Annotated in this window: 10 protein-coding genes and 1 tRNA gene; 2 read left to right on the forward strand and 9 right to left on the reverse strand. The window is 64.1% G+C overall.

The window, feature by feature from the left end:
- Positions 1-64 precede the first annotated feature (64 nt).
- From CRD60_RS05305 to CRD60_RS05315, 3 genes are all read right to left on the reverse strand, one after another.
- Complete coding sequence (locus tag CRD60_RS05305) at positions 65-1,648, reverse strand: diaminopimelate decarboxylase family protein (protein WP_236630855.1); 1,584 nt, start codon at positions 1,646-1,648, stop codon at positions 65-67.
- Positions 1,649-1,890: 242 nt separating this feature from the next.
- Positions 1,891-3,687 carry an arginine--tRNA ligase gene (gene argS, locus CRD60_RS05310; RefSeq protein WP_113860265.1) on the reverse strand — a complete coding sequence of 599 codons (1,797 nt, stop codon included), beginning with the start codon at positions 3,685-3,687 and terminating at the stop codon, positions 1,891-1,893.
- Between the two features lie 135 nt (positions 3,688-3,822).
- A tRNA-Arg gene (locus tag CRD60_RS05315) sits at positions 3,823-3,898 on the reverse strand.
- Between the two features lie 119 nt (positions 3,899-4,017).
- Between CRD60_RS05315 and CRD60_RS05320 the strand changes: the two genes are divergently transcribed.
- Positions 4,018-4,644 carry a CYTH domain-containing protein gene (locus CRD60_RS05320; RefSeq protein ID WP_113860266.1) on the forward strand — a complete coding sequence of 209 codons (627 nt, stop codon included), beginning with the start codon at positions 4,018-4,020 and terminating at the stop codon, positions 4,642-4,644.
- A 24-nt stretch (positions 4,645-4,668) separates the two neighbouring features.
- On the opposite strand, the gene CRD60_RS05325 is transcribed toward CRD60_RS05320, so the two are convergent.
- The 3 genes from CRD60_RS05325 to CRD60_RS05335 form a co-directional block, all read right to left on the reverse strand.
- Positions 4,669-5,640 (reverse strand): tetratricopeptide repeat protein, encoded by a 972-nt coding sequence (locus tag CRD60_RS05325; RefSeq protein ID WP_113860267.1) that lies wholly within the window; start codon positions 5,638-5,640, stop codon positions 4,669-4,671.
- 88 nt (positions 5,641-5,728) lie between these two features.
- Positions 5,729-6,757, reverse strand: coding sequence for a hypothetical protein (locus tag CRD60_RS05330; protein WP_407923175.1), 1,029 nt, complete (start codon positions 6,755-6,757; stop codon positions 5,729-5,731).
- Positions 6,754-7,881: a hypothetical protein gene (locus CRD60_RS05335; protein WP_113860268.1), complete on the reverse strand. Its 1,128-nt coding sequence runs from the start codon at positions 7,879-7,881 to the stop codon at positions 6,754-6,756. The genes CRD60_RS05330 and CRD60_RS05335 overlap by 4 nt, the downstream gene beginning before the upstream one ends.
- Positions 7,882-7,977: 96 nt before the next feature.
- On the opposite strand from CRD60_RS05335, the gene CRD60_RS05340 reads away from it, so the two are divergent.
- On the forward strand, positions 7,978-9,000 hold the full coding sequence (locus tag CRD60_RS05340) for an FKBP-type peptidyl-prolyl cis-trans isomerase (RefSeq protein WP_113860269.1): 1,023 nt from the start codon (positions 7,978-7,980) through the stop codon (positions 8,998-9,000).
- 167 nt (positions 9,001-9,167) lie between these two features.
- Here the strand turns inward: CRD60_RS05340 and nucS are convergent, their stop codons facing one another.
- From nucS to atpD, 3 genes are all read right to left on the reverse strand, one after another.
- A complete protein-coding gene (nucS, locus tag CRD60_RS05345; RefSeq protein ID WP_201737220.1) occupies positions 9,168-9,872 on the reverse strand; it encodes an endonuclease NucS in 705 nt (234 codons plus the stop codon).
- Positions 9,873-10,272: 400 nt separating this feature from the next.
- A complete protein-coding gene (locus CRD60_RS05350; RefSeq protein WP_113860271.1) occupies positions 10,273-10,557 on the reverse strand; it encodes a F0F1 ATP synthase subunit epsilon in 285 nt (94 codons plus the stop codon).
- Entirely contained in the window at positions 10,557-12,041 is a 1,485-nt protein-coding gene (gene atpD / locus CRD60_RS05355; protein ID WP_113860272.1) for a F0F1 ATP synthase subunit beta, read from the reverse strand. Before atpD ends, CRD60_RS05350 begins: the two co-directional genes overlap by 1 nt.
- Positions 12,042-12,043: the final 2 nt, after the last annotated feature.

The raw sequence follows: 12,043 nt of genomic DNA on the forward strand, positions 1-12,043 counted from the left end.
CCGGAACGTGTGGCAATGGTTGTTCTACTCTAAGGAATCAATTCGACAGGTAACCGGCCGGGCTTCAGCCCTGGTCCAAGTCCAGAAGGTCCTCGATGGTCTGGCGGCGCATGAGCAGGTGGGCCCCCTGGGCTCCCACACCCACGACCGCTGGAATGAGGGCCTGGTTGTAGCTGCTGGCCATGGTCCGCCCATAGGCGCCCGTGACGGGGACGGCCAGGATGTCGTCGCGTTTGAGGTCGGCGGGCAGCCGGCACTCGTGAACGATGATGTCTCCGGATTCGCAGTGCATGCCGACCACACGGGCCAGCATGGTCTCCTGGGAACCCTGCCGGTTGGCCAGCCTGGCCGTGTAGTCGGCCCCGTAGAGGGCCGGGCGGATGTTGTCGGACATGCCACCGTCCACCGAAACATAGACCCGTTCGCTGATGGGCCTGCCCTGTGAGTCCAGGGTGCCCTCAGGCAGGGCCACCGGCTTGATGCTACCGACCCGGTAGAGGCTGACTCCGGCCGGGGCCACTATCCAGCGGCCCGGCTCGAAGGAGATGGAGGGGGCCGGCATGCCTAGGGACCGGTTGAGGCCATTGACCGCCCCCGCCAGGCGGGAGAGTTCGGTCTCGATGTCCATGGAGTCCTCGCCGTCCGTATAGGCCACGGAATAGCCGCCGCCCAGGTCCACTTCGGGCAGGGTGAAGGCATCGGTGGCATAGAAGGTCTTGCGCAGGAGCATCATGCGCTTGGCGGCCTGGATGAAGGCAGTGGCCTCGTGGATCTGTGAGCCGATATGGGAGTGGATGCCGACCAACTCCAGGTCATCCTGGCGGCTGAGCATGTCCTTGAGGACAGCCAGGGCCGGGCCGGCGGCCACCGCCTCCATGGCGGCTGCGAGCGCCCTATCCTGGTCTGTGACCTGGGCTCCCCTGATGTCGTAGGGGGAGCGGACCTGGTAGTCCAGCTCCCGGCCCTCCTGTGGTCCGGCGACCTGGCCCTGGGCATGCCCGGTATCGCTGACGGCCGGGCTGGGGTCGCTCAGGGTGTCCAAAACATCCAGCACTGCCGCATCGGTGCCTGCGGCCAGGAGGGAGACACCGAACTTCTGGTCCTCATGGGCGGTGGAGATGTATTCGTGGCCACCCGCGTGAATGCCGGCCGTCACCCTCAGCATGACCCTGGCCCTCTTGCCCAGCCTCCGGGCGATGGCCGCGATTCTGGCAGGCTCCTGGGGCTCGTCGACCACGATCTTGTCGAAGCCCTCATCGATGGCCAGGGCTATCTCCTCATCCGCCTTGTTGTTGCCGTGCAGGACCAGGCGACGGCCGGGCGCACCGGCCGCCAGTGCCAGGCGCATCTCCCCCATGCTGCAGGTGTCGACCAGCAGACCTGCCTCGACCACCAGCCGGATGATCTCCTTGGACATGAAGGCCTTGCCCGCGTATGACACATGGGTGGTGGAGTTGGCGAAGGCCTGGGCTGCCGCCTGGGCGAAGCGCCGGGCGCGGTTGGCCACCATGTCGGTGTCCATCAGGTATAGGGGGGATCCGAATTCGTCGAGCAGGGAGCCTGCCGTCCGCCCGTGAAAGCTCAGCTGCCCCTGCCCATCCAGACTGGCTGCATCGGGCCAGATTGCCGAGGGTTGTCTGTCAGACACTATGTCCATTGATCTAACCTTCTCCTTGTACCGGTCGCCTGCCGGCAGGGGCTCCAAGGCACCTGCCGGCGGGTCCGGTATCCGCTTTGCTGCTCACACTCTAACGGCACCGGCGCCTATGCCAAGGCCCGCTCCCAATAGATGGGCAGCGGGCCTTGCGCGGGATGGCGGTGGCTGCTCTTGCGAGATGGGGGTCGCCAGCCACCAGTCACCAACAGTCAACCGTCAACGGGCCGAATCGGTCACATCTTGTGGGGTGCCTCGACACCCAGCAGGTCCAGTCCGGCGGCGATGACCGTCTCGACCGCCTGGTTGAGCTTCAGACGGGCTGCGGCCCGGGCCGGCTCGGGACTCTTGGCGGTGCGAATGGCCTCGCGCTCGGCCGGCGACTGGCGCTCCTCCGGGTCGGTCAGAGCCATGGGGACCACGCGTTCCATGTTGTACCACTTGTGGTAGGCGGAGGCCAGGTCCTCCAGGTAGTGGGCGATCTTGTGGGGGGCACGCAGGTCACCGGCCTGGGCCAGGACCGAGGGCCACTGGGCCAGGGCCGCCAGAACCACGCCGTCCGCCTCGGTGTCAAGGAGGGCAAGGTCGGCCCCCTCGCTGCCGATTTGGGCATCGGCCGCGTTCCTGGCCACATTGCAGCTGCGGGCATGGGCGTACTGGACGTAGTAGACCGGGTTCTCGTTGCTGTGGGAGGCCAGGAGGTCCAGGTCGATGTCCACGGAGGTGTTGTAATCGGTGCGGGCCAGGGAGTAGCGGGAGGCATCCACGCCGATGGCCTCGACCAAGTCGTCGATGGTCACCACGTTGCCGGCCCTCTTGGACATACGCACGGCCTTGCCGTCCTTCATGACGTTGACCAGCTGGCCTATCAGAATCTGCATGTTGACGCCGGGCTCGTCGCCGAAGGCCGCGCACATGGCCATCATGCGGCCGATGTAGCCATGGTGGTCAGCGCCCAGCATGTAGATGGCCACCTGGGCCGGGTCCACCGCCCGGTGGCGCTTGTTGTAGTAGTAGGCGATGTCGGCCGCGAAGTAGGCGTAGTTGCCGTCGGACTTGATGATCACCCGGTCCTTGTCGTCGCCATGCTTGGTGGAGGCGAACCAGGTGGCCCCGTCCTTCTCGTAGATGTCTCCCTTGGAGCGCAGCTCGGCGATGGCCTTCTCAACCTCGCCGTCCTCGTAGAGGCTGTTCTCATGGAACCATACGTCGAAGTCGACCCGGAAGTCCTTCATGGACTGCTGGATCTCAGCGAACATCATGGGCACGGCCCGCTTACGGAACTCCTCGCGCTGGGGGGAGTCACCCTCGCCCAGGGGCTCGCCTTCCTTGTCCATACCGGCATCGACCCGGGGCAGGCCCAGCAGGTCCAGTCCCTCGGCCTTGGCCTGGGCGACCACGCGCTCGGCGATCTCGTTGATATAGGCGCCCTTGTAGCCATCCGCCGGGGTCTGCTCGCCGTGGGCCGCGGCCACCAGGGACTTGGCGAAGCGGTTGATCTGCTCGCCATGGTCGTTGAAGTAGTATTCGCGCACGACCTTGGCCCCGTTGGCCTCCAGGAGTCTGGCCATGGAATCGCCGACCGCGGCCCAGCGCACTCCGCCGATATGGATGGGGCCGGTGGGGTTGGCGGAGACGAACTCAAGATTGAGTGTCTGGCCGGACAGGTGGTCGTTGCGGCCGTACCGCCGCCCCTGGGCCAGGACCTGGTCGACCACCGCCGCCGCCGAGGCCTTGTCCAGGGTGATGTTGATGAAGCCGGGGCCGGCGACCTCCACGGAGGCGATGCCCTGGGCGGATTCCAGCTCCCCGGCGAAGAGCAGGGCCAGGTCACGCGGGTTCATGCCGGCCTTCTTGGCCAACTGCATGGCGATGTTGGAGGACCAGTCGCCATGGGCGCGGTCCTTGGGGCGCATGACGGCAAGCTTGCTGACGGGAGGAATCCCCTCCTCGGTCAGCTGACCGGTCTGGCCGGACTCAACCAGCTGGTGGGCAATCTGGGAAATCAATGCACTCAAAGCTTCAGGACTCATGTTCCATAGTCTACAGTCCCAGCCGACAGTCAGGCCCCACTCCCAACAACTGGACCAGCCACGCTCACCGGGCCATTGCGCCAGGCAAGCCAAAGGGCGGAAGCCGACCGTACAAGTCTGCTTTCCGCCCTACGATGGTGGGCTCAACGGGATTCGAACCCGCGACCTTTCGCTCCGGAGGCGAACGCTCTATCCACTGAGCTACAAGCCCGTTTAACTCACCCTACTCTACACAGGTCCTTGACTTTGCAGGGTCAGCGATTCGTGAACATCACTCTGAAGTCCGGCCGCAGGGGCTGGCCTGGCCCGCCCCTGGCATAGACTGAAAGCATGGACAATCAGATGAATGATTTCGAGTATGAGCGCCGCTTCTTCTGCCGGCAGATCCCCGCGGACCTGGATGACGGTGACGCCCCCCTGCTGATTGTGCAGAGCTACTACGTCCACGCCGACAACTACGCCCTGCGGGTGCGGCTCCAGACCCACTCCCTGCGCCTGGAGATGACCCCGGACACGGACCCGCTCGATGTGGTCAGACAGCATGAGGACCAGTTCACCGAAGCCTTCGTGACCATCAAAGGCCCGGCCGTGGGCGGGACCCGTTACGAGGCTGAGCGGGAGATTGATGCCCACATCGCGGCCGAACTCATCAAGCGCGGCGGCCAGCCCATCGTCAAGAACCGCCGTTCGGTCTGGCTGGGAGAGGACGGCTGGGCCATCGACAGCTTCGGCGGCGACAATGCCCCCCTGATCGTGGCCGAGGCGGAACGCAGCCGGCCTGTGACCAACCTGGTCATCCCCAGCTTCTGCCTGACCGAGATCACCGACCAGGCCCGCTTCTCCAATGATGGCCTGGCCTCCCACCCCTTCTCAACCTGGGCGGACGACTTCAGCAGGGAACTGCAGGAGCAGGGTCCGCATTTTGAACAGGTCTTTGGACACAACCGGATGGAGTGACGCCAGGCCCTAGGCCTGAGACCATCAGTACATGAGGGTGGCCAGGCGGCGACGAGCACGCTGCAGGCGGCCGTCAGTGGGTTCGGGAATGGCGAAATACTCCAGGAGCCGCTGGCGGACGGCTTCGGTGTCAGCCTTGTGGCCGGCCAGGAAGTCAAGCAGACGGTTGAAGGCGTCCTCAATCTGCCCGCCGATCATATCAATATCGGCAACGGCCAGCTGCGCCTCCACATCATCACGATGGGCGGCTCCCCTCTCGCGCACCTGGCGCACATTGGCCTGACCGGACCGGGCCAGCAGCAGGGCCTTGGACCGCTCACGCTGGGCCAGGCTGTCGTTGGGGTCGGTCTCCAGCAGATGCTCGTAGGCCTTGGCGGCCCCCCCGTAATCACCCTCGGCGGCCAGACGGTGAGCCTCGGCGTGGGCAGGCGGCAACTCCTCGGCCCCAGCCGAACCACTGTCGCCGTCGGACTCGGTCTGATCGGCAGGGTCCCCCGCATAGGGGGCGGTGCCCGAAACCCCGGCCTGAGCCGCCACATCCATGAGCTTGGGAATAACCTCGTCAGTGATCTGCCGCATCTCATCGCCCTGGGGCAACCCTTGGAGGATGGGCATGGGCTGGCCCCCGATAAGGGCTATCAGGGCCGGCGCCCCCTGAACCTGGAGGGCCTGGGCGATGGAGGGATAGCTGGCCATATCTATACGGGCCAGTTGAATCCTGCCCTCAAGGCCGTTGACGGCGTCCCCCAGGGCCTTGGCCATGGGGAAGAGCCGGTCATCGGTGGGGACCCAGAGGAAGAGGAGGACCGGGTAGGTGGCTGAGGTCTGGACGATGGCCTGGAAGGAGCCCTCGGTCACATCCACCACATAGGCGCCAGCTGCCGGGGCACCGCCCACCTGGCCGGGTTCGGCCTCGACCTTATGCTTGAGCGCACCCAAATCAACCGCTCCCGCCATGGAAATCCCTGGATTGTTCTGCTGTCCTGCCACGATCATGTCCTTTCGACCGACACCTCTGTTTGTTCCTACGTTGAATTACCTGGACTCAAGCCTCAGCCGCACGCATGGGTTTGGGTGGCTGGGCCTAGAGGGCCTCCACCTTGATGGGCTGGCGTTCGGCCCCCACGGCGGCTATCTGCTGGCCGGACCCGGCAGGGGGCACATAGAAGGCGAGCACGTTGACATAGGTCACCTTCATGGTACTGGTCACCTGGCCGTCGCCGAACAGGGCCTTCTCCGCATCGGAGGCCGGCTTGGAATCACGGCCCTCTCCAGCCTGCCGGGTCCATTCGGAGTTGATCTGCGCCACGACCAGGTCCCCGCCATCACTGGAGCGCATGACGGCGATCCTGTCCTTGACCGGCGTGAAGGTCTGCGTCTGCGTCCCCTTGTTGCGCTCCATGCCCTCTTGAACGGTCTGGGAGAGCTTGTTCAAATCCTGACGGAAGAAGTCAGAGGCGAAGGAGTCGGCATACTTGCTGGCATCGCCGGACTGGAGGAGGTCGGCGTAGCGGTCAACGGCCTCCTGGGGGGTGGCGACCAGGCCCTTGTCCTGGGGCTTGCCCATCTGGGAACCGATCCTGGGCACCGCGAACTTGGGCAGCTTGGCCCCCTGGAAGAGCCGGGTGACGGCCCAGAGCTGGTAGTTGCTGTGGGCGGATTCCTGGGTCATGACCAGCAACCTCTTGGACTGCTGGTCCTCGGTGGTCGTGGTGATGGTGAAGACCGACCGGGGCCAGGAGGCATCCGTGGGAATGACCACCTGGGTCATCTCCTTGGGAATCGTGGTCTTGGGGTCCAGCTTGTCGGTGGCCTTGGCGATGTTCAGCTCACTGGTGCGCACGTCGAGGGCCGGGCCGGTCACGCGACCAGCCAAGCCCGAAGGATCCTTGGCCTCATTGGCCTTGTCCAGGGTCTCCAGGATTCCGGTACGAATCCTCTTCTCCTGGGCCTCGGTCAGGTCCGGCTGCTCCTTGACCTGGCCTGTGGAGGCCTCATCATTGGTCATGTCCGGCTTGGGGACCTGCCCCTCGCAGGCGGCCAGAGATATGGCTGCCAGCACGGTAAGCGCCGAGGCGACCATCCGTGTGAATCCTCGTGCCTTGCCCATCATTGCTGGCCCCCCTCCTCGGCTCCGTCGTCAGCGGATTCGGTCTCCTCCGCCGCCAGGCGGGCGAGATACTCGTCGAACTCATTCTGGCTGATGAGGGTGGTCTCCTCACCCACGCCCTCCGGCTCCGGGGCGGCCGTTTCCTGGTCCTGGATCCCCAGGGCGGACAGGTCTAACTCCTGCGACTGTTCTGCCGGCAGGTTGCGGTTACCGGGGTCGTGAACGACCGGCCCAGTGGCGGCAGGCGTGCCAAATGGCGTATCACCGCCCGCATCCACCCTGCCATGCCTATGGACCATATGGGCGGACTTGCCCGGGGCCGCCAGACTTGCCGCCTCCTTCAAGCTGTAGAGGCTGCCGGTGACGGCATCCTTGATACTGACCTCCTCCTGGACCGGTGTGGCGGTGCTGACCAGCTCACGCTTGCGCCGCTTATGGGGAGGCATGGCGAAGACCGAGGCCGACAGGACGGTCAGTACCACGAAGAGTGCGCCCACGAAATAGAATGGGGTGGCGAAGTCAGGCAAACTGTGCCGGACCCAGTGCAGGGACACCCGGGCAGAAGAGGAGGTATTGGCGTTTTTGCCGAGATAGATCAAGGCCACCCGGTCCGCATCAGCGGAAGTGGTGTTCATCCGGGCGGAACCCTTGCCGCATCTGACCCTGGTCCACATGTCGGAATCCTTGAAGGCCACATCCTGGCCCTTCACCCCCTTGGCCTGGGACCGATCATGGGCCTCATGGGTCGACAGACTCGCCCAATCCTGAAGACCGGTGATGCGTACGTAATCCTTACCGGCGGTCCAGCCGGCCACATCCTTGGGGCTGCCCAGAGCTATGCAGACCTCCTGACTGGAGGAGGGGCCCGTAACCTTCAGTTCGGCCTGCTCATCCACCAGGGTCAAGACCTTGGGGTCCGTGGCGATATAGCGGGCACCGGCGACCCGGGCTTGCGCCCTTATCTCACTGCTCGGTTTCCAGACAGTGGCGTTCAGACACCCCAAGACTATGCTGGCAACCGCCAGAATCCCGAAGAAGGGGGCCACCAGGCCGCGCATGATGACAGCATGGCGAGAAGGCCGGGTGGGCTTGCGCGATTCACCGCGATCAGTATCTGCATCAGTCATAACATGTTCATTCTACAAGCACCGTGGCCTAAATGGCTCCGAGAAAATTCAGCCATCTGCCAGGAAAATCGAATTAGCAGGATAGAGTAGTGAACCATGCGTAATATATTGAGAGAAAAGCACGCTGCCAGCACCTTGCTTGCAGCCATTTGTTCACTGGCCCTCTGCACCGGCCTCGCCGCTTGCGGGACCGACGACAGCAGCACCGTCAACAAGGCGGCCACCGAGGCCATGGCCAAGAAGACTGGCATGAAGGAACTCACCGGAGTCACAGCCAGTGGCGACCTAGGCAAGCAGCCCAAGATCAGCTTCAAGGCCCCGCTCAAGATCGACAAGGAATCCTTTGCCATCCTCCAGGAAGGCAATGGCAAGGAGGTCAAGGGCGGTGAACGCATCTGCATGCAGGGCATCGAGCTGAACCCCCAGGACGGCAAGGAAGTGGCCAACACCTGGACCAAGAACACCCCTGATTGCAGCACCGTGCTCTCCAAGGGTGAGGACCAGAGCAACTACGACAAGTTCTTCAAGGGTCAGAGGCTCAACACCACCATTGCCGTGGCCGGCACCGACAACTCCTCGTCTTCCTCCTCCTCATCATCAGCCGCCAAGGGTGCCAGGACCTACCTGGTGGCCTACACCCTGGTCTCCAGCGAGAAGGCCATGACCCGCGCCGAGGGCGAGAAGGTCACCGACATCCCCGCCGACCTGCCCAAGATCACCCTGGACGACAGCGGCAAGCCCTCCATCGACCCTAACGGCTACAAGCCGAATGGCAAGCTGGTCGTGCAGCCTCTGATCAAGGGGTCAGGCAAGAAGGTCTCCGAGAACGACACCATCAACGCCCAATACACCGGCTGGTGCATTGATGGGAATGGCAAGGCCAGCCAATTCGATTCCTCCTGGGACCGTGGCCAGTCAACCAGCTTCTCCCTCCAGCAGGTCGTCACCGGTTGGAAGAAGGGCCTGGCCGGACAGACGGTCGGCTCCCAGGTGCTCCTGGTCATCCCACCCGACATGGGCTACGGGGCCAACGGCCAGAAGGACCAGGCCGGCAATGTGACCATTCCGCCGAACGCCACCCTCTACTTCGTGGTCGATATTCTCCACATTGATTCCTGAGCCCTAGAAGCTGCATGAAGGCCCTGGAACCCGTTGGGTTCCAGGGCCTTTGCTATGGCCTAACGGGGCTGCCGGAGGTCGCGTGCGGTGTGGGCTGGACCTATAGGACACGGCTCGGACAGACCCTGGCCAATGACCATGTGACCGGACACCGCCTTGATCGCGACTCAGAAGAGACGGAGGCTGTTGTCCTCGGTGCCCTTCATCTCCTCATAGTCCAGGAGCAGGCAGCGCAAGCCCCGGTCCTCGGCCAAAACCCGAGCTTGTGGGGCGATGGTCTGGGCGGCGAAGATGCCGTGGACGGGGGCCAGGAGCGGGTCCCGGTTGAGCAGCTCGCAGTAGCGGGTCAGCTGCTCGACCCCGTCAATGTTACCGTGGCGCTTGATCTCGATGGCCACGTGCTCACCCTTGGCGTCGGTGGCCATGATGTCGACCGGGCCGATGGGAGTCGGGTATTCCCGGCGAACCAGCTTGGCCCCCTCACCGATCCGTTCTATCTGCTCAGCCAGGTAATGCTGCAGGTGTTCCTCCACCCCGTCCTTGACCAGGCCGGGGTCCTGGCCCAGGTCGAAGGTCTGGTCGGAGTAGATCTTCTGCAGGGTGACCTCCAGCACGTCGCTGGACTTGTCGGCATAGACCGTGAAGACCTTCTCCGGGGTGGAGGTCTCCGGGTCATCATCAGGCTCGGGAGGCTCACCCTCCTTGATGGTGCAGGGGGCGGCCATCCAGTTCAGTGGTTTGTATGAGCCCAGCTCCGAGAAGATGAGCAGGCTGTTGTCGGCCTTGATGAGCAACACACGTTTGGCCAGGGGCAGGCTTGCATTGAGGCGGCCCGAGTAGAGGGCGCTACAGTCGGCAACTATGATTCGCACGGCCCCCACTCTAGCAAGTCCCCAGGCCCCATCCACCCATGAGGTGAGAAATCCCTGCCAGCTCACCCAACTCACCCACCACTGACTCACCCCAAACGCCATTACCCCGGCATGTCAACCCAATCCAGCCACCACCGGCCACCTATCTGCCGCTGGGGTGTGTCCACTGAGGAAGGTTCCTTGGCCGCACCCAGCAAGGGCGCGTGCGGCGGGGGTGGCACCAGGCTCACCCCAAGGCCAGATAGTTGGCCATATCAGCGTGAGCCTGCACGTTGAGCCACCTATTGGCGCTTGGGGTGAGTCGGTCGAGGAGAGGCGGCCCACCAGGAATGCCGCAGCATGAGAGAAGCCGGCCACCCGCGTGTGCGGGGGCCGGCTTCCTACCGGAAAGGGCTTGGTCCTACTGCTTGGCTGAATCCTTGACCTGCCCGTGTTCCACGGCAATGGTGAGCTTGTTGGAGTCGAAGGAGATGAATCCGTCGCTCACCTCGAAGCTGTGGCTCTGGGACTGGTCATCGGTCAGGGTAACGGTCCCCTGCTCCAGAAGGGACAGGACCGGCTCATGGTTGGGCAGGATTCCCATGGAACCCTCCAGGGCCGGCACCATGACCGCCTGGGCCTTGCCGGACCACACGGGGTGGTCGGCCGCCACGATGTTCACCTGCATGATCTCACCGCTGGCCATCAGGCACCGTATTCCTTCTGCATCTTGTGCCACTTCTCTTCCAGGTCGTCAATGCCGCCGATGCCGGAGAAGGCCTGCTCGGGCACCTCGTCGTAGACGCCGTCGCAGATGCGGGTGAAGGCCTCGATGGTCTCGTCCGCCTTCACATAGGAGCCCTCGCGGCCGGTGAACTTCTCGGCCACGTAGAAGTTCTGACCCAGGAACTGCTCGATCTTGCGGGCGCGGTTGACGGTGGTCTTGTCCTCCTCGCCCAGCTCGTCGATGCCGATCAGGGCGATGATGTCCTGAAGCTCCTTGTTGCGCTGGAGGATGGCCTTGACGCGGTTTGCGCAGTCGTAGTGGGCCTGGCCAACGTAGCGCGGATCCAGGATTCGCGATGTGGAGGACAGGGGGTCCACGGCCGGGTAGATGCCCTTGGAGGCGATGTCACGGGAGAGCTCCGTGGTGGCGTCCAGGTGGGCGAAGGTCGTGGCCGGAGCCGGGTCGGTGTAATCGTCGGCGGGCACGTAGATGGCCTGCAGGGAGGTGATCGAGTGGCCACGGGTCGAGGTGATGCGCTCCTGGAGGGCACCCATCTCGTCGGCCAGGTTGGGCTGGTAGCCCACGGCCGAAGGCATGCGGCCCAGCAGGGTCGAGACCTCGGAGCCGGCCTGGGTGAAGCGGAAGATGTTGTCGATGAAGAGCAACACGTCCTGGTTCTCCACGTCGCGGAAGTACTCGGCCATGGTCAGAGCGGTCAGAGGCACACGCAGACGGGTCCCCGGGGGCTCGTCCATCTGGCCGAAGATCAGGGCGGTCTTGTCAAGCACCCCGGCCTCGCCCATCTCACCAATCAGGTCGTTGCCCTCACGGGTACGCTCGCCGACACCGGCGAAGACGGAGACGCCGCCGTGGTTCTGGGCCACACGCTGGATCATCTCCTGGATAAGGACGGTCTTACCCACGCCCGCACCACCGAAGAGGCCGATCTTGCCACCCTCCACGTAGGGGGTCAGCAGGTCGATGACCTTGATGCCGGTCTCGAACATCTGGGTGCGGGACTCCAGCTGGTCGAAGGCGGGCGGGTTGCGGTGGATGGGCCAACGTTCCTTGATGGTGATGGTCTCGCCGGGCTTCTTGTTGAGGATCTTGCCCGTCACGTCGAAGACATGGCCCTTGGTCACGTCGCCGACCGGCACCTCGATAGGGCCGCCGGTGTCAGTGACCGCGGCGCCACGCACCAGGCCGTCCGTAGGCTTCAGGGCCACGGTACGAACGGTGGAGTCGCCCAGATGCTGCTCTACCTCAAGGGTGATCACATGGGAGCTCTCGCCCTCGGTGGTGCCGACAGCCTTGATTTCAACAGTCAGTGCGTTGTAGATGTCGGGAAGGTGGCCAGTCGGAAACTCCACATCAATGACCGATCCCTGGACACGTGTGACGCGGCCCTGGAGCAGTTCCTGTGGTATCTCGTCGGTAGCCGCTGTGGTCTGATTGTCAGCCATAT

It is taken from the genome of Bifidobacterium aemilianum (assembly GCF_003315635.1).
GTDB lineage: Bacteria > Actinomycetota > Actinomycetes > Actinomycetales > Bifidobacteriaceae > Bifidobacterium > Bifidobacterium aemilianum.

Excerpts from the sequence above, each read along its gene's own strand:
- argS (WP_113860265.1), bottom strand. The coding sequence starts at position 3,687 with ATGAGTCCTGAAGCTTTGAGTGCATTGATTTCCCAGATTGCCCACCAG.
- CRD60_RS05320 (WP_113860266.1), top strand. The coding sequence starts at position 4,018 with ATGGACAATCAGATGAATGATTTCGAGTATGAGCGCCGCTTCTTCTGC.
- CRD60_RS05325 (WP_113860267.1), bottom strand. The coding sequence starts at position 5,640 with ATGATCGTGGCAGGACAGCAGAACAATCCAGGGATTTCCATGGCGGGA.
- CRD60_RS05330 (WP_407923175.1), bottom strand. The coding sequence starts at position 6,757 with ATGATGGGCAAGGCACGAGGATTCACACGGATGGTCGCCTCGGCGCTT.
- CRD60_RS05335 (WP_113860268.1), bottom strand. The coding sequence starts at position 7,881 with ATGACTGATGCAGATACTGATCGCGGTGAATCGCGCAAGCCCACCCGG.
- CRD60_RS05340 (WP_113860269.1), top strand. The coding sequence starts at position 7,978 with ATGCGTAATATATTGAGAGAAAAGCACGCTGCCAGCACCTTGCTTGCA.
- CRD60_RS05350 (WP_113860271.1), bottom strand. The coding sequence starts at position 10,557 with ATGGCCAGCGGTGAGATCATGCAGGTGAACATCGTGGCGGCCGACCAC.
- atpD (WP_113860272.1), bottom strand. The coding sequence starts at position 12,041 with ATGGCTGACAATCAGACCACAGCGGCTACCGACGAGATACCACAGGAA.